Source organism: Aeromonas sp. QDB56, assembly GCF_027705505.1.
In the GTDB taxonomy this organism is placed as follows: Bacteria; Pseudomonadota; Gammaproteobacteria; order Enterobacterales; family Aeromonadaceae; genus Aeromonas; species Aeromonas caviae.
Genome location: NZ_JAPDBZ010000021.1, coordinates 25,292 through 42,377, shown reverse-complemented (window position 1 = coordinate 42,377; position 17,086 = coordinate 25,292). Strand labels below are relative to the sequence as shown.

General features: G+C 60.0%; 16 protein-coding genes. 9 read left to right on the top strand and 7 right to left on the bottom strand.

Annotated features, from left to right (window positions below; all coding sequences use genetic code 11):
* Positions 1 to 1,003 precede the first annotated feature (1,003 nt).
* Positions 1,004 to 1,489: a VOC family protein gene (locus tag OKB81_RS05590; RefSeq protein WP_160837367.1), complete on the bottom strand. Its 486-nt coding sequence runs from the start codon at positions 1,487 to 1,489 to the stop codon at positions 1,004 to 1,006.
* 228 nt (positions 1,490 to 1,717) lie between these two features.
* Between OKB81_RS05590 and OKB81_RS05585 the strand changes: the two genes are divergently transcribed.
* The gene (locus OKB81_RS05585; protein ID WP_270667803.1) at positions 1,718 to 2,467 is read left to right on the top strand and encodes a class I SAM-dependent methyltransferase; all 750 of its coding nucleotides are present in this window, start codon (positions 1,718 to 1,720) and stop codon (positions 2,465 to 2,467) included.
* Positions 2,468 to 2,591: 124 nt separating this feature from the next.
* Here OKB81_RS05585 and OKB81_RS05580 read toward each other — a convergent pair whose 3' ends face one another.
* Positions 2,592 to 2,837, bottom strand: a complete 246-nt coding sequence (locus OKB81_RS05580; RefSeq protein WP_041215012.1) for a hypothetical protein — start codon at positions 2,835 to 2,837, stop codon at positions 2,592 to 2,594.
* Between the two features lie 116 nt (positions 2,838 to 2,953).
* Between OKB81_RS05580 and OKB81_RS05575 the strand changes: the two genes are divergently transcribed.
* On the top strand, positions 2,954 to 4,273 hold the full coding sequence (locus OKB81_RS05575) for an MFS transporter (RefSeq protein WP_160837369.1): 1,320 nt from the start codon (positions 2,954 to 2,956) through the stop codon (positions 4,271 to 4,273).
* A gap of 71 nt (positions 4,274 to 4,344) precedes the next feature.
* On the opposite strand, the gene ahpF is transcribed toward OKB81_RS05575, so the two are convergent.
* The 3 genes from ahpF to OKB81_RS05560 all read right to left on the bottom strand — a co-directional run bounded on the left by ahpF (position 4,345) and on the right by OKB81_RS05560 (position 7,716).
* Positions 4,345 to 5,931, bottom strand: a complete 1,587-nt coding sequence (ahpF, locus tag OKB81_RS05570; protein WP_042016663.1) for an alkyl hydroperoxide reductase subunit F — start codon at positions 5,929 to 5,931, stop codon at positions 4,345 to 4,347.
* A gap of 142 nt (positions 5,932 to 6,073) precedes the next feature.
* Positions 6,074 to 6,640, bottom strand: a complete 567-nt coding sequence (gene ahpC, locus OKB81_RS05565) for an alkyl hydroperoxide reductase subunit C (RefSeq protein ID WP_010675074.1) — start codon at positions 6,638 to 6,640, stop codon at positions 6,074 to 6,076.
* A gap of 629 nt (positions 6,641 to 7,269) precedes the next feature.
* Positions 7,270 to 7,716 carry a CBS domain-containing protein gene (locus OKB81_RS05560; protein WP_221365551.1) on the bottom strand — a complete coding sequence of 149 codons (447 nt, stop codon included), beginning with the start codon at positions 7,714 to 7,716 and terminating at the stop codon, positions 7,270 to 7,272.
* Positions 7,717 to 7,927: 211 nt separating this feature from the next.
* On the opposite strand from OKB81_RS05560, the gene queA reads away from it, so the two are divergent.
* From queA to nlpI, 7 genes are all read left to right on the top strand, one after another.
* Complete coding sequence (gene queA / locus OKB81_RS05555; RefSeq protein WP_160837373.1) at positions 7,928 to 8,995, top strand: tRNA preQ1(34) S-adenosylmethionine ribosyltransferase-isomerase QueA; 1,068 nt, start codon at positions 7,928 to 7,930, stop codon at positions 8,993 to 8,995.
* A gap of 118 nt (positions 8,996 to 9,113) precedes the next feature.
* Positions 9,114 to 10,250: a tRNA guanosine(34) transglycosylase Tgt gene (gene tgt / locus OKB81_RS05550; protein WP_010675071.1), complete on the top strand. Its 1,137-nt coding sequence runs from the start codon at positions 9,114 to 9,116 to the stop codon at positions 10,248 to 10,250.
* Between the two features lie 50 nt (positions 10,251 to 10,300).
* The gene (gene yajC / locus OKB81_RS05545) at positions 10,301 to 10,636 is read left to right on the top strand and encodes a preprotein translocase subunit YajC (protein ID WP_010675070.1); all 336 of its coding nucleotides are present in this window, start codon (positions 10,301 to 10,303) and stop codon (positions 10,634 to 10,636) included.
* Positions 10,637 to 10,654: 18 nt separating this feature from the next.
* Positions 10,655 to 12,508 carry a protein translocase subunit SecD gene (secD, locus tag OKB81_RS05540; RefSeq protein WP_160837375.1) on the top strand — a complete coding sequence of 618 codons (1,854 nt, stop codon included), beginning with the start codon at positions 10,655 to 10,657 and terminating at the stop codon, positions 12,506 to 12,508.
* Between the two features lie 9 nt (positions 12,509 to 12,517).
* The gene (gene secF, locus OKB81_RS05535) at positions 12,518 to 13,465 is read left to right on the top strand and encodes a protein translocase subunit SecF (protein ID WP_010675068.1); all 948 of its coding nucleotides are present in this window, start codon (positions 12,518 to 12,520) and stop codon (positions 13,463 to 13,465) included.
* A gap of 100 nt (positions 13,466 to 13,565) precedes the next feature.
* The gene (locus OKB81_RS05530) at positions 13,566 to 13,934 is read left to right on the top strand and encodes a rhodanese-like domain-containing protein (RefSeq protein ID WP_039038735.1); all 369 of its coding nucleotides are present in this window, start codon (positions 13,566 to 13,568) and stop codon (positions 13,932 to 13,934) included.
* Between the two features lie 90 nt (positions 13,935 to 14,024).
* Positions 14,025 to 14,957 (top strand): lipoprotein NlpI, encoded by a 933-nt coding sequence (gene nlpI, locus OKB81_RS05525; RefSeq protein ID WP_333562672.1) that lies wholly within the window; start codon positions 14,025 to 14,027, stop codon positions 14,955 to 14,957.
* Positions 14,958 to 15,032: 75 nt separating this feature from the next.
* On the opposite strand, the gene OKB81_RS05520 is transcribed toward nlpI, so the two are convergent.
* Positions 15,033 to 15,905 (bottom strand): U32 family peptidase, encoded by an 873-nt coding sequence (locus tag OKB81_RS05520; RefSeq protein WP_270667801.1) that lies wholly within the window; start codon positions 15,903 to 15,905, stop codon positions 15,033 to 15,035.
* A gap of 12 nt (positions 15,906 to 15,917) precedes the next feature.
* Entirely contained in the window at positions 15,918 to 16,913 is a 996-nt protein-coding gene (ubiU, locus tag OKB81_RS05515) for a ubiquinone anaerobic biosynthesis protein UbiU (RefSeq protein WP_128271750.1), read from the bottom strand.
* Positions 16,914 to 17,086 lie beyond the last annotated feature (173 nt).

Here is a 17,086-nt window from a genome sequence, read left to right as displayed (position 1 = left end):
TGATCTCGCACCTCGATAACTGTACGTAAGATCAGTATAGTTCGTGGTAACTGACTGCTAATCATGGGTAATCAGGTTGATATTAAATGACTAAAATTTTCATTTTTTGTTCTTGGGATACTTGTTCGCACTTTCCCTAGATGTAAGATGTGCAACCCGGCTAACAGCATTCTTGGTTGCCTTTAACGGCCAATGACCACCTACTTGACTATCTGGCTGGCTATCGTTGGTTTGTTATTCCATTACATCGATGGATATCAGACAGCCGTTGTTTTTCAGCATCGACAGTAGAGTTGGGGTAGTGATGGTTTCGTTTTATTTGGCATCGGTTTTGACCTGACCCAGCACCATACCATTGGCATAGGCAACAGCACTGACTACGTGGATTACTGAGACTGCAACGGGATGAGTGAACAATGACACTAGCAATGGGGCCATGAACTGGTAGTCAATGGAGAAAGAGCCAGCGTTTTTGAAACCAGATAAGGTGTGTCTCACCAAAGTCCTCAATATTCTGCCATCCTTCGGCGTCACCGATCACGGCGAAGAGCGTCAGGAACAGGACGTTTGATGATCTGTCTAGGGTCTTGAAGCTCTGTGAAGTATTCAGAGAACACATCGATTGACATCAAATGGCTCAGGAAAAGGGAGCATAAGGTCATAGCGCGAGAGACTGGTCAAACTTGACGAACATGTTCAAAAAATGTTCGCCGGCTCACCCTGCAATGTGAGGTAGGAAAAGCGCAAGGGCTGCTTGAATAGGACGTGTCAAGCAGAGCTTAGTTTCCAGCTTCAATGTCCTATTTGCTGGTGGAACTGGTGGAGAATCGTTTTTGAGTTTCTAACTTAATTGTCACATTGGATGTCGCTAAGATCTTGAAATTATTGACTCACAAGTTTCCAACTTAAATGGTTGTGATCAGCGCCGTGAAGGGCGACAGCCAATATGCACAAGGCCACCCCCAGGGGTGGCCTTGTTGTGTGTGGCGCCCGTGCGAACGGGCTACTCGCCCCGGCGCGCCGCCTCGATGGTGGCAATGTCAATCTTGTCCATCTGCATCATGGCCTCGAAGGCGCGCCTCGCAGCCTCGGGGTCGGGATCGGTGATCGCCTCGGTGAGGACCTGAGGGGTGATCTGCCAGGAGATGCCCCACTTGTCCTGACACCAGCCGCACTCGCTCGCCTGACCGCCATGGTCGATGATGGCGTGCCAGTAGCGATCCGTCTCGGCCTGGTCCTGGGTAGCCACCTGAAACGAGAACGCCCAGTTGTGGCTGACCCCGGGCCCGCCGTTGAGGCCGAGGCAGGGGATCCCCATCACCCTGAACTCGACCGTCAGCACGTCTCCTTCCTTGCCAGCGGGATAGTCGGCCGGGGCCCGGTGTACGGCACCGACGGCGGAGTCGGGGAAGAGGCTGGCGTAAAACCGTGCGGCCTCCTCGGCATTCCCGTTATACCAGAGGCAAATCCTGTTCTTGACTGGTCTCATTGTGTCGCAGCTCCATCCTGGTGTTTGTCCTTCGACGCCCGTGAGCGGGCGCCCCGATGGGTATCCTGCCGCCCGCAGCGCCTGCTGCTTCGCTGGGTGACAAGCCAGCCTGTACGCCGTTTGCCACCCGCTTGGGGCTTGCATGATGGGGTCAAGTGTAGTGGCATGGGGATCCTGGTCACCAGGCCGGGAGCTGGCATGAAGGCCGCAGCAAGAGAGGAGTCTGCCATGGACAGTACCCAGCGATTCTCGACCCGGGTCGAGGCCTATGTGAAATATCGACCCGGTTATCCCGGCGCCATGCTGGATTTTCTGGCAAGGGAGCTGGCCATGGGGCCAGAGGCCCAGGTGGCGGACATCGGCGCGGGCACCGGCATCCTGACCAGCCCTGCTGGCCCCCCGGGTCGCGCGGGTCTGGGCGGTGGAGCCCAACGAGGATATGCGGGCAGCCGCCAAACGGCTGCTCGCCCAGGTGGGGAACATCGGCTGGCTGCACGGCAGTGCGGAAGCCACGGGCTGCCCACGGGGGCGATGGATCTGGTGACGGTCGCCCAGGCGTTTCACTGGTTCGATCGCGCGGCTTTTCGGCAGGAGTGCCAGCGGCTGCTCAAGCCCGGTGGCCAGGTCGCCCTCATCTGGAATGACAGGCTGACGAACACCCCGTTTCTCAAGGCCTATGAAGAGGGGCTGCACGCCTACTCGGGGGATTACGAGGAGGTCAATCATCGCAACCTCGGTGAGGCGCATTTTCGCGCCTTCTTCACCGGGGAGTACCGGCTCGATCGCTTCGAGAACAGTCAGCTGTTCGATCTTGACGGGGTGCTTGGACGGCTCAACTCCTCCTCCTATGCGCCTGTGGCGGGCACGCCGGCCCACGATCAGATGACGGCGCTCGTTCGCCACGAGTTTGCTCGCCATGCCGTTGACGGCAAGATAGCCTTCAACTATTGCACCCTGGTCTACAGTGGCCGGGTGTAGCCCCGTTCAGCGCTGACATCCGCAGTGAAAAGGCCCCCGCCAGTGATGGCGAGGGCCTTGTTTCATTTTGGCGGTCTGTATCCGGGCGATGCGAAAGAGACCGTCGCGCGGCGAAGGGGCGGTATCAGCCCTGATCGATGCCGAGAATGGCCATGGCCTTGGCCAGGGTATCGACCGATTCCTGATGCTTGCCCGCGTTGTGCAAGGTCTCTCCGTCCGCCCTCAACTGCTTCACCTCGGCCAGTTGCTCGGCACTGAGGGCGGGGCCTGCGGCCAGGGCGTCGTCTATCTTCTTCATGTCCATGGGGCAGTGGAAGGCGAGGGCGCTGCCGCAAAAGAGCAGGGCGGCCAACAACAGCATGAGTCTCATCTTTCGGATCTCCATGTGGGGTTCCCGTCAAGCATAGCCCCGCAGGGGGAGGGCATTCGGGTTGAAGGGGGCGGGAGGCAGGGGCTACCATGATCCTTTTATTGCGAGGAGGCTCCATGGCACTGACAAGGTTGCTGTCCCCCCTGACCAGTCTGGTGATCTTGATTCTGGGTCACGGTCTGTTCAATACCCTGCTGACGGTGCGTCTCTCCGCCGAGCAGGTGTCCGCCCAGGCCATCGGTCTGGTGTCGGCTGCCTATTTCGGCGGCCTGGTGCTGGGGACCTTCATCAATGCCCGCCTCATCATCCGGGTGGGGCATATCCGGGCCTATGCGGCTTATGCCTCCCTGCTCTGTTTTCTGTTTCTGCTGCACGGCATGGTGGTGGAGCCTGTCACCTGGGCGGCGCTGCGGCTGATCGGGGGGTTTGCCACCGGCGGCCTGTTCGTGGTGCTGGAGTCCTGGATGCTGGTCTCAAGCACCCCGGCGAACCGGGGGCGGTTGATGTCCCTCTACATGATCCTGCTGTACGGTTCACTCGCCCTGGGCCAGCTGCTGCTCAAGCAGGTGGACCCCATGGTGTTGACGCCGTTCGCCCTGTGCGCCATGGCGGCGACTCTCTCCGTGGTGCCTCTGGCTCTCTCCCGAGTGGCGACGCCGGCCATGGTGGCACCCCAGCCGGTGGGAGTGCTGGAGCTGGTGCGCCTCACTCCGGCGGGGATGGGCAGCAGCTTTACCTCGGGCCTCATCCTCGGGGCCATCTATGGGCTGTTGCCGCTCTATTTCACCGACAGCGGCGCCTCCCTCTCCCAGGTGGCGGACATGATGGCGCTGGTGATCCTGGGGGGGATGTGTCTGCAATATCCTATCGGACGTGCATCTGATCGTTACGACAGACGGTTGGTGATCCTGCTGCTCTGCGCCCTGCTGACCCTGATCGCGTTGTGGATGGTGCTGCTGCCGGAGCCCTGGCGTGAGCCAGTCGAGGGGACTCTTGTCTTCCTGCTGGGGGGCATGGCGTTCTCCATCTATCCCTTGAGCCTCAGCCATGCCTGCGATGAACTGCGCCCGGATCAGGTGCTGGGGGCAAACCAGGGGTTGCTGCTTGCCTACAGCCTGGGGGCCATGACGGGTCCGCTGCTGGCCCCCTTTACCATGGCAACGTTCGGACCACAGGGGCTGTTCGTCTACTTTGCCCTGTGCGGTCTGCTGCTGTCGGCCTATCTCGGCTGGCGCAGGCGTAAGCGAGCCCCCATTCCGCTGACGGAGCATCAGGTCTTCATGCCGGTGCCCCCCAACACCCCCATGACGGCGGAGCTGGAGCCAAGAACGGATCTGGAAGGGGAGGCAGTGCCGGCGAGCTATGCCGCGCCTGATGCAGAAGAGAGAGCGGTGAGTGAAGAGGGGCAGGAGAGGGACGCGCCGCAGGGGCACTGAAGGCTGACGACCCAATGACAGGGATAAAAAAACCGACTCCAGGGAGTCGGTTTTTTGTTGGGTGACGGTTATCAGGCGGTCACGGCATCGGCCTGGGTAGCTTGTGCTTCCGGCGCCGGGTTGCGAATGAGGTAATCAAACGCACCCAGGGCGGCGGTGGCACCTGCCCCCATGGAGATGATGATCTGCTTGAACGGTACCGTGGTGGCATCCCCTGCGGCATAGACGCCGGGCAGGGAGGTGGCACCCTTGGTGTCGATCTCGATTTCGCCAAAGCGGGTCAGGGCAATCTCGCTTCCTTTGAGGAACTCGGTGTTCGGCACCAGGCCTATCTGGACGAAGATGCCGGCCACCGCCAGATGCTTGATCTCGCCGGTGGTGCGATCTTCGTAGTCCATGCCCACCACCTTGCTGCCGTCGCCGATCACTTCGGTGGTGCGGGCGCTCATGATGATGTCAATGTTGCCCATGGAGCGGGCCTTCTTCTGCAGCACGTCGTCGGCACGCAGAGTATCGGCGAACTCCACCACGGTGACGTGCTCGACGATGCCGGCCAGATCGATGGCCGCCTCGATGCCGGAGTTGCCGCCACCGATCACCGCCACGCGCTTGCCCTTGAAGAAGGGGCCGTCACAGTGGGGGCAGTAGGCCACACCCTTGGTACGGTACTCGAGTTCACCCGGCACGTTCAGGTCGCGCCAGCGGGCACCGGTCGCCAGGATCACGGCGCGGCTCTTCAAGGTGGCACCGGAGGCGAGGTCCACGTTGACGTAACCATCCTTGCTGATGGCGGCGGCACGCTGCTCGGTGATCACTTCCACGCCGTACTGCTTGACGTGCTGCTCCAGGCTGGCGGCCAGCTTGGGGCCCTCGGTGTAGGGCACGGAGATGAAGTTCTCGATGCCGACGGTGTCCATCACCTGGCCACCGAAACGTTCGGCGACAATGGCGGTGCGAATGCCTTTGCGGGCGGCATAGATGGCCGCGGCGGCGCCGGCCGGACCACCGCCCACCACCAGCACGTCATAAGGCGCTTTTTCGCTCAGCTCTTGCGCCTTGCGCTCGGCAGCGCCGGTGTCGAGTTTGGCGACGATCTCTTCCAGCGAAATACGGCCCTGGCTGAACGGCTGACCGTTCAGGTAGACGTTCGGGACCGCCATGATTTGACGCTCGTTCACCTCATCCTGGAACAGGGCACCGTCGATCATGGTGTGGGTGATGCCGGGGTTCAGGGTGGACATCAGGTTCAGGGCCTGTACCACGTCCGGACAGTTGTGGCAGGAGAGGGAAATATAGGTCTCGAAGTGGAACTCGCCCTTGAGGTTCTTCACCTGCTCCAGCACGGCCGGATCGGCCTTGGAGGGGTGACCGCCGCTTTGCAGCAGGGCGAGCACCAGCGAGGTGAATTCATGACCCATGGGAATGCCGGCAAAGTGCACGCGCGGGGCCTGGCCCTGGGGCGCGATGCTCATGGAAGGCTTGCGGGCATTGGTGCCATCGGTCAGGGAAATTTTGGGGGACATCTCGGCGATCTCGCTGGCCAATGCCAGGAGTTCGGCGGATTTGTCGCTGTCATTGCCGGACACGCTGATCTCGATGGGATTGACGATGTACTGCAAGTAACCGTTGAGTTGTTGTTTGAGGTTGGTATCTAACATGGTCGAATTCCTTCTTGCTGAATGCGGGTCGGCACGATGACCGGATACAGAAAACAGAGGTCCACACAGCAGACCGGCGCATTTTCTGAGGGCCGTAAACAAGACCGGCCCTTGAACGGGCCGGCCTTCAGAGCGGGGAGGCTTAGATTTTGCCTACCAGATCCAGGGACGGGGCCAGGGTGGCGTCGCCTTCTTTCCACTTGGCCGGGCACACTTCACCCGGGTGGGAAGCAACGTACTGGGCAGCCTTGACCTTGCGCAGCAGTTCCAGTGCGTCACGGCCGATGCCGCCAGCGTTGATTTCAACGATCTGGATGACGCCTTGCGGGTCGATGACGAAGGTACCGCGGTCAGCCAGGCCAGCTTCTTCGATCATCACGCCGAAGTTGCGGGTGATGGTACCGGTGGGGTCGCCGATCATCGGGTACTGGATCTTCTGGATGGTGTCAGAAGTGTCGTGCCAGGCCTTGTGGGTGAAGTGGGTGTCGGTGGAGACGGCGTAGATCTCGACGCCCAGCTTCTGGAATTCGGCGTAGTTGTCGGCCAGGTCGCCCAGCTCGGTCGGGCAGACGAAGGTGAAATCAGCCGGGTAGAAGAACACCACGGACCACTTGCCTTTCAGGTCAGCGTCAGACACCTGAACGAATTTGCCATTGTGGTAGGCGGTGGCGTTGAACGGCTTGATTTCAGTGTTGATGTAGGTAGACATGTATTTGCTCCTTGGTGATGTACATATGCCTGTCTGGTGTTGAAGAGTCGTGCCAGACGAGGCGCTTAACTTTCGATGGAGTCATCATAGTGACTTTTTCTAATCGGTCAAAGCCACAATTTTGAATCACATAAATCTATTTATTAGATAGACCATCACAACTGTACCTAACATGAATATCTCAGGCCTTCGGAGATAACTCATTGTCGAAGTTCAATTTCTGTCCTGTATGTCACATTTTCAAGGGCTGGGCCGGATTTGTTTCCATTGCGTGAGCAGAGAAGGGGGCAGACGAGGCGGCGCAGTAGAAAAAAGAGGGATAAAAAAATCCCGGCGCCGTCGCACAGACAGGGCCGGGTCATCAAACAAGGAATGGCGATAAATATGCTTTACAGCAAAGACTAACTACGGGGTGTGCAAACTTGCAGACATATGAAGAGAAGATGGCGGGTGCACAATCCTCATCTCCTCTTCGGCAACCATTGCATGGTGGGCATCATAGTGTGATGAATGTCACAATGCAAGTTTTGTGGTGTAATTTTACAGTCAAATTGAAGGAGTTTCACTTAAATAGCCGTAAAATTAGGCTGAAAACGCTTTTGCTGTAATTTTATTACAGAATTTTAAGATCAAAAGTCGGTTGGGGGCTCCTGCTCCTCCATCAGCTCCAGCAGATTGATGGCCACGGCGATGAAGTCCGACTCGGTGACGATGCCAACCAGCTTGCGCCCCTTGAGTACCGGCAGACAGCCATATTTGTGGCGCTGCAGATACAGGGCCGCCTCCTTGATGCCGGCGTGGGGATCCACGCTCGCCACCTGACGAGTCATGATCTCGTCGAGCTGGACGTTGTCGGTGAACTCCGCCTCTCGCTCGGGGTTGATCAGCAGCAGCTTGGATTCGCGGGTGGCCAGGATGTCCGAGAGGGTGACCAGACCAAGCAGATGCTGGTGTTCATCGACGATGGGAACGTGACGGATCCGCTCCTGCTGCATCAGCTCCATCGCCTGCTTGACGCTGTTTTCCGGACCCAGGGTAAAGGGGTGTTCAGTCATGATCTCGGAGAGGGTCATCATGGTGGGCCTCCTTGTGTGTCTGCTTCCACCCTAGCCCAGCCCCCGTCGCCAGAACATGATCGGGGTCAATACAAGACCTTAAAGGTTTTTTAACGGGCCCAGCCTCACAAAATGGCCCGCTATCCCTTGTCTTCCTTGGGTTTTTAGTCTTTTGGGTTGCCTTGGAAGAGGGGGATAACTAGACTAGCCGCCGATTCCCCCGAGGTGAAAGATGCAAGTATCCGATTTTCATTTTGATCTGCCAGACGAGCTGATTGCCCGCTATCCCATGGCGGAGCGTACCGCTAGCCGCCTGCTGCAGCTCGATGGTCAAACCGGCGCCCTGCGCCACGGTCATTTTGTCGATGTGCTTGACCAGCTCAACCCCGGCGATCTGCTGGTGTTCAACAATACCCGGGTCATTCCGGCCCGCATGTTTGGCCAGAAGGCCAGCGGCGGCAAGCTGGAGGTGCTGGTGGAGCGCATTCTGGACGAGCACAGCGTGCTGGCGCACGTCCGCTCGTCCAAGTCCCCCAAGCCAGGTACCCGTCTCCTTCTGGATGGCGGTGCCGACGGTGTGCCCGTCGAGGCCGAGATGCGTGCCCGCCACGACGCTCTGTTCGAGATCCACTTCCTGGACCCGCGCCCTGTGCTGACCATTCTGGATGCCATCGGCCACATGCCGCTGCCCCCTTACATCGACCGTCCCGACGAGGATGCCGACAAGGAGCGCTACCAGACCGTCTACAACCAGAAGCCGGGTGCCGTGGCGGCGCCGACCGCCGGTCTGCACTTCGACGAGCCGCTGCTCGAGCAGATCCGTGCCAAGGGCGTGGAGATGGCCTTCGTGACCCTGCACGTGGGGGCGGGCACCTTCCAGCCGGTGCGCGTCGACAAGATTGAAGATCACCACATGCACTCGGAATACGCCGAAGTGCCCCAGGAGGTGGTGGATGCCATCGCGGCGACCCGCGCCCGCGGCGGTCGGGTGGTTGCGGTGGGCACCACGTCGGTGCGATCCCTCGAGAGCGCAGCCAAGGCGACCCTGGCCCAGGGCAAGCCGCTGGCGCCCTTCTTCAATGACACCGACATCTTCATCTTCCCCGGTTACGAGTTCCAGGTGGTCGATGCCATGATCACCAACTTCCACCTGCCCGAATCCACCCTGATCATGCTGGTCAGCGCCTTTGCAGGCTACGACAACGTGATGGCCGCCTATCAGGCCGCCGTGGCGGGACAGTACCGTTTCTTCAGCTACGGGGACGCCATGCTCGTCACCCGTCGCCGGGTGCAGGGTTAAGCCTTGCCCTTCAGAAGTCGTTCAGGCTCTGCTTGTCAGTATGCCGGCCGGCTTCATATTACCGGGCCCCTCGGGCCCTTTGTTGTCAGACTGTTTCTCTGACTGAATAGAGGTAGCAATGAAATTTGAATTGAAAACCACCGATGGGCGTGCCCGTCGCGGTCAACTGGTGTTCGAGCGTGGCGTGGTCCAGACCCCGGCCTTCATGCCGGTCGGCACCTACGGCACCGTCAAGGGGATGACACCGGAAGAGGTGCGTGAGACTGGTGCCCAGATCCTGCTTGGCAACACCTTCCACCTCTGGCTGCGCCCGGGTCAGGAAGTGATGCGCGCCCACGGCGATCTGCACGACTTCATGAACTGGCAGGGGCCGATCCTGACCGACTCCGGTGGTTTCCAGGTGTTCAGTCTGGGGCACATCCGCAAGATCACCGAGGAGGGGGTGCACTTCCGTCATCCCATCAACGGCGAGAAGATCTTCCTCGACCCCGAGAAGTCCATGGAGATCCAGTACGATCTGGGTTCCGACATCGTGATGATCTTCGACGAGTGCACACCGTACCCGGCCACTTACGAGGAAGCGCGCAAGTCCATGGAGATGTCCCTGCGCTGGGCCAAGCGCTCCCGTGACAAGTTCGATGCGCTCGGTAACAAGAACGCCCTGTTCGGCATCATCCAGGGTTCTGTCTACGAACCGCTGCGGGATGTGTCGCTGGACGGTCTCCTTGAGATCGGCTTCGACGGTTACGCGGTCGGTGGTCTCGCCGTGGGTGAGCCCAAAGAGGACATGCATCGCATCCTTGACCATGTCTGCCCGAAAATTCCAGCCGACAAGCCGCGCTACCTGATGGGGGTGGGCAAGCCGGAGGATCTGGTGGAAGGGGTGCGCCGCGGTATCGATATGTTCGACTGCGTGATGCCGACCCGCAACGCCCGCAACGGTCATCTCTTTACCACCGATGGGGTGGTCAAGATCCGCAACGCCAAGTACCGGGAAGACACCAGCACCCTGGATGCGGACTGCGATTGCTACACCTGCAAGAACTACACCCGCAGCTATCTGTACCATCTGGACAAGTGCAACGAGATCCTCGGTGCCCGTCTGAATACCATCCACAACCTGCGTTATTACCAGCGCGTGATGCAGGGTTTGCGGGACGCGATCGAGCAGGGTAAATTAGACGACTTTGTAACTGAGTTTTACCGTCGGCAAGGGAAGCCTGTGCCTCCACTGGCTGAAAATGACGTGAAATAACAACGACATATAAGTTAGTATTCAAATCTACATCAATAAGAGGTTGTTAAATGAGCATTATCTCCAAGGCGTATGCAGAAGGCGCGGCTCCGGCAGCACAGGGTGGTGGCATGGAAATGATCATCATGCTGGCCGTGTTCGGTCTCATCTTCTACTTCATGATCTACCGTCCCCAGGCCAAGCGTGCCAAGGAGCATCGCAATCTGATGAGCTCCCTCTCCAAGGGCGACGAAGTGCTCACTTCCGGTGGCCTGGTCGGCAAGATCGCCAAGGTTTCCGCCGACAGCGACTACATTGTGCTGGCCCTGAACGATCAGACTCAGGTCACCATCAAGCGTGACTTCGTCTCTGCCGTTCTGCCCAAGGGTTCTATCCAGTCCCTCTAATCTCCCGAGGAGCACAGCGTGTTAAATCGCTATCCGCTGTGGAAATACCTGATGGTGATCGTCGTGATCGCCATCGGTTTTCTATATGCAGCCCCCAATCTTTACGGCGAAGACCCGGCCTTGCAGGTCTCTGCCAGCCGTGGTGCCGAAGTCAAACTAGAAACCCTCGATCAGGTGAAGGAAACCCTCGACGAGGCGAAGATCCCTGTCAAGCATGCGGCGTTCGAGCACGGCTTCATCCTGATCCGTTTCAACAACACCGAAGACCAGCTCAAGGCGCGCGACATCGTGGCCAACAAGCTGGGCGACAATTTCATCACCGCCCTCAACCTGGCACCGTCCACCCCCGCCTGGCTCGAGGCCATCGGCGCGGCGCCCCTGAAGCTCGGTCTTGACCTGCGGGGCGGTGTGCACTTCCTGATGGAAGTGGACATGGCCGAAGCGCTGGCCAAGCAGCAGGAACAGATGGTGCAGGATTTCCGCGCCGAACTGCGCACCCAGAAGATCCGCTACTCCGGTGTACGCCGGGTCGGGGATCAGGTGCAGGTGGTCTTCCGTGACGAGGCCGACCAGGCCAAGGCACTCTCCTTCCTGCGTCGCCAGAATGCGGATCTTGTCTTCACCACAGACCAGAAAGGGGATGACTTCATCCTGCTGGCCAGTCTGAGCGAAGCCAAGGTCAAAGAGGTGAAGAAGTATGCCCTCGAGCAGAACATCACCATCATCCGCAACCGGGTGAACGAACTGGGTGTGGCCGAGCCGCTGGTCCAGCAGCAGGGCGGCGAGCGTATCATCGTCGAGCTGCCGGGGATCCAGGACACCGCCCGTGCCAAGGAGATCCTGGGGGCCACCGCGACCCTGGAGTTCCATATGGTCGATGAGGCTGCCGATATCCAGGCCGCTGCCGCAGGCCGCGTGCCGCCGAGCTCCAAGGTCTACAACGATCGCAACGGTCGTCCCGTGGTACTGCAAAAGCGCGTGATCCTGACCGGTGACCACATCGTGGGTGCCCAGTCCGGTTTCGATGAATACAGCCGCCCCCAGGTCAACATCAAGCTCGATGGTCAGGGTGGCAACAAGATGGCCAACTTTACCAAGGACAACGTTGGCAAGGGCATGGCGACCGTCTTCATCGAGTACAAGCCGGTGGGGCAGCCTGGTCTGGACGGCAAGCGTAAGTTCCGCAAGCAGGAGGAGGTGATCAACGTCGCCACCATCCAGTCTCGCCTGGGTAGCCAGTTCCGCATAACCGGGATCGACAACGCCAACGAAGCCCACAACCTGGCGCTGCTGCTGCGTGCCGGTGCCCTGATTGCCCCCATCCAGATCGTCGAAGAGCGCACCATAGGCCCGAGCCTGGGTCAGCAGAACATCGACAGCGGGATGGAAGCCATCGGCTGGGCCATGCTGGTGATCGTGCTCTTCATGGGGATCTACTACCGTGCCTTCGGCTGGGTGGCCAATCTGGCGCTGACCATGAACCTGGTGCTCATCGTCGGTATCATGTCGATGATCCCGGGGGCCACCATGACCCTGCCGGGCATCGCCGGTATCGTGTTGACGCTGGGGATGGCGGTGGATGCGAACGTGCTGATCTACGAGCGTATTCGTGAAGAGATCCGCAATGGTCGCGGGGTGCAGCAAGCCATTCACCTGGGCTTTGACCGCGCCTTCTCCACCATCGCCGACTCCAACATCACCTCGCTCATCACCTGCGTGATCCTGTTCGGTATCGGTACCGGTGCCATCAAGGGCTTCGCCCTGACCCTCGGGATCGGCCTGACGGCGTCCATGTTCACTGCCATCACGGTATCCCGCGCCATCATCAACCTGGCCTGGGGTGGACGGCGCATCGACAAGCTGCCGATCTAAGGAAGAGACATGTTTCAAATTCTACATTTTGAAAAGCCCATCCCCTTCATGCGTTTCGCCAAGCTGGGTATGGTCCTCTCTGCTCTGGTGACGGTGCTCGCCCTCTACGTTCTGTACGATCGTGGCTTGAACTGGGGGCTGGACTTCACCGGCGGTACCACCATCGAGGTGGGGTTCCAGCAGTCGGTGAGCCTGGACAAGATGCACGAGGCGCTGGATCAGCAGAAGATTGACGGGGCGACCCTGCAGTTCTTCGGCTCCAGCCGTGATGTGCTGGTGCGCATGGCCCCGCAAGAGGGCGTCAAGGTCGAGCAGCAGGGCAACGAGGTCCTGGCGGCCGCCAAGCTGGTCGACGAGAGCGCTGTGCTCAAGCGTGTCGAGTTCGTCGGTCCCTCCGTGGGTGACGAGCTGGCCACCGACGGTGCCCTGGCCATGCTGGCCTCCATCATCTGTATCCTGATCTACGTGGCGGTGCGCTTCGAGTGGCGTCTGGCCACGGGGGGCATCCTCTCCCTGGCTCACGACGTGATCATCACCCTCGGCATCTTCGCCTACTTCCAGTACGAGTTCGACCTGACCGTGCTGGCGGCGCTGATGACGCTGGTGGGGTACTCCCTGAACGACACCATCGTTGTGTTCGACCGGGTGCGGGAGAATTTCCGCAAGGTACGCCGTGGGGACACCGCGGAGATCATGGATCTCTCCATGACCGAGACCCTGAGCCGGACCATCATCACCTCGGGGTTGACCTTCGTGGTGGTGGTGGCACTGCTGCTCAAAGGCGGGCCTCTGATCCACGGTTTCTCCATCGCCATGGTGATCGGGGTGGCTTTCGGTACCTACTCCTCCATCTATGTGGCGAGCGCCTCAGCCATGTTCCTCGGGATCAAGCGGGAGCACATGCTGCCGACCCAGGTGGAAAAAGAGGGCGCGGATCAGCAAGAGATCCTGCCGTAACAGACAAGGGCGCCGCAAGGCGCCCTTTCTCTTGTGGCCGGGGTGAGTCATGATGCTCCCCACAACCCAGCATCCATTACCCAAAGCAAGGAGCAAGCCCATGCAACACAATCCCCGTTTTCTGGCCCTGGTAGAGGCCATCCGCCCGCAGGTGCAGGAAACCGATGTGCATCAGATCAAGCGCTGGCAGGATGAGGGCCGAGCATTTCATCTGATCGACGTGCGCGAAGAGAGCGAGTGGGCCAGGGGCCATCTGCCGGGGGCCACCTATCTCGGGCGCGGGGTGATAGAGCGTGACATCGAGACCCGGTATCCGGATCCCGACACCGAACTCTACCTCTATTGTGGTGGGGGATTTCGCTCCATCCTGGTGGCGGATAACCTGCAGAAGATGGGTTATTCCCGGGTCGTCAGCGTCGATGGAGGCTTTCGCGGCTGGAGCGATGCCGGATACCCTGTCGAATCCTGATTTATTTGAGGGAGAGGGGCTGCGCCACATGACAAACGGCCCCGTGATCTTTACCATATGCGGGGTCAAGCGTAAGCGTCGGAGTGTTCATTGAACGTCAGGATAGGGATTGGATACCTCACGGGTATCCTGTTGTTGCTCCCCTTGTGGGGTTGCAGCAGTAGCAGTCAGGTAAAAGCGCCTCAAGTTCCCAAGCCGCAACCCGCTTCACTGGTATTGGCGACCCCCTTGCAGGTCTCCTACCAGAGCGAGTTGGCGTTGGCGCGACTCGGGCAGATGCTCAGTGAAATGGAATTGACGACCGAACAGCGGGCAGAACTCTTCTATGAGCGTGCCGTGGTGTTTGACCGGGTGGGCTTGCGTTCCCTGGCGCGACTCGACTTCAACCGCGCCCTGCGGGAGAAGCCGGATTTTGCCGAGGCCTACAACTTCATCGGTGTCTATCTGGTTCAACAGCAGAACTACGACGAGGCCTATGAGGCGTTCGACTCCGCCCTGGAGCTCGCCCCGGATTACGACTACGCCTATCTCAACCGGGGAATCGCGCTCTATTACGGCAATCGCCCCGAGCTTGCCGCGGCGGATATGAAGCGCTTCTACGAGGCGCAACCAGAAGACCCTTATCGGGTGATCTGGCTCTATCTGGCCGAGCAGAAGCTCAACGGACCGGCGGCCATGAGCCGGATGCGCGAGCGGCTCAACAAGTATGACGACGACGCCTGGAACTGGGATCTGGTGCGCCTCTATACGGGCGACATCAATGCCACCCAGTTGATGAGCAACGTGGTGAAAGGGGTCAAGGACAACAGGGAGCTCGCCGAGCGCCTGTGCGAGACCTACTTCTACCTCGGCAAGTTCGAGCTGGCCAAGGGTAACCGCAAGGAAGCCATCAGCTACTTCAAGCTGGCGCTGGCCAACAACGTCTATGACTTCATCGAGCATCGCTATGCCTTGCTGGAGCTGGAACTGATGGCGCGCAAGCCCCAGCCACCCGTAGCCCAGGGCAAGAGCGGCAAAGCGTGACTAAACGGGTTTGAACCCCATGAAAAAGGCCTCTTGACGAGGCCTTTTTGCTGTCTGGTGACACGGGGTGTACCGCTACTCCACCAGGCTCATGCCGGGGATCTGGCGCCAGTAACCGTTGCAGTCCCGCTCCTGCTGCAGGGGCAGGGGGGCCATCCCCTGTTCGTTGGCCTTGAAGCGCTCCAGCATCGTCAGGGTCTCCATGCCTTCGGGCGAGAGGCGCACCACATCCACCAGACCCTCCATCCCCTTGAGCTCGTTACCCAGGTTGTAGCAGTAACCGGACTGGGTCTGGATGCCGTTGAGGTTGAACACCTTCTGCCCCTCGCGACTGCTGGCAAGTCGCCCGGTGGGGTAGTCGATGCAGGCTAGTTCGCAGTTGTCCTTGGGCCGGTCGAGGGAGCGGGCGGTGAAGCAGCGTGCCGAGTAGGCGAGCGGCAGATGACCATAGGCGAACACCTCCACCTCGAACTGCTGGCGCTCCCTGCCCAGATCCTGATTGAGCTGCATCAGCCAGTCACGGGAGAGCTCCACCGGCATCACCCAGCGCTGCATCCCCTGTTTAAGCAGCATGCGCAGCACGTCGGCGTTGTAGGCGTTGATGGCGGGGCCGCAGACGTACGGCAGCCCGGCTTCACTGGCGAGCTGGACCGCCCCCAGATCGTTGGCCTCGATCATCAGCTCGCCGTTGTCGACCAGCCGCTTTACCTCCTTGAGCTCGGAGGGAGCTGAGATCAGCGCCAGCGTGGAGAGTACCGCCTGCTTGCCGGAGCCTGCCACCTGACGGGCGAGGGCAATCCAGTCATCCACTTTCAGTTCGCGCCGCTTGCTGCAGACGGTTTCCCCCAGATAGACGATGTCGGCCTGGCTGGCGGCCGCCGCCTGATAGAAGGCCTGGGTGTCGGCCTTGGGCCAGTAGAAGAGCAGGGGGCCGAGAGAGAATTTCATGAGCAGTGCTCCTTATTGCCACTGGCGATGATAGGCACCGAGGGTGGTCTGGCTCCCCTCGGAGACGCGGGCGAGCTGGGCATCCCACTCAGCCTTGACTTGATAGGCCTCGGGGTTGGCCTGATAGGCGTCGATGGCGGCGCGCCAGACCCGGGTCACCTGCTCCACATAGGCGGGGCTGCGCTGGCGTCCCTCGATCTTGACCGACTGGATGCCGGTCTGGAACAGCTCGGGCAGGAGGCCGAGGGTGTTGAGGCTGGTGGGCTCCTCCAGCGCGTGATAGGTCTGGCCATCCACCTCGAAGCGCCCCTTGCACAGGGTCGGGTAGCCGGCGTTTTCCCCCGGGCCGTAACGATCGATCAGCACCTCGTTGAGGCGGGATTCGAGGCCGCTCGGGGTCTCTTCCCAGCGCACGAACTTGGCCGGTGAACAGGCGCCGACGGTGTTGGGGCTCTCGCCTGTCATGTAGGAGGAGAGGTAGCAGCGCCCCTCCGCCATGATGCAGAGGCTGCCGAAGGCGAACACCTCGAGGCCGACGTCGGTCTCGCGGGCAAGCTGCTTCACCTGATGCATGGAGAGCACCCTCGGCAGCACCACCCGGCCGACGTTGAAGTGCTGCTGGTAGAAGCGGATGGCAGCGGCGTTGGTGGCGCTGGCCTGGACCGAGACATGTAGCTCCATGTCGGGATGGCGGCGGCTGGCATAATCGAGCACGGCGAGATCGGCGATGATCAGGGCATCGGCACCGAGCGCCACCCCTTTGTCCACGGCCTGCTTCCAACGGGCATCGGAGCCCGGGTGGGCAAAGGTATTGATGGCGATGTGCAGCTTGCGGCCATGCTGGTGGACATAGTCAACCGCTCTTTCCAGCTTGCTGTCGGTGAAGTTGAGCCCGGCGAAGTGGCGGGCATTGGTGTCATCCTTGAAGCCGATGTAGACCGCATCGGCCCCGTTATCCACGGCTGTCTTCAGTGCCGGCAGGCTGCCTGCCGGGCAGAGTAATTCCATCGGGTACGCTCCGAGAGGGCAAAAATGCAAAAGTGGCCCGATTGTATTCATGCTTGCCCTCCCGCTTTTTGACCTGAGGCAGCTTTAGGTGGCTTTACCCTTCTTGAGGTAAGTGGGCACAAGTTTGATTTTCAACAGGATCTTGCCGAAGGGGCTGTGCTTGAATGCGCAAA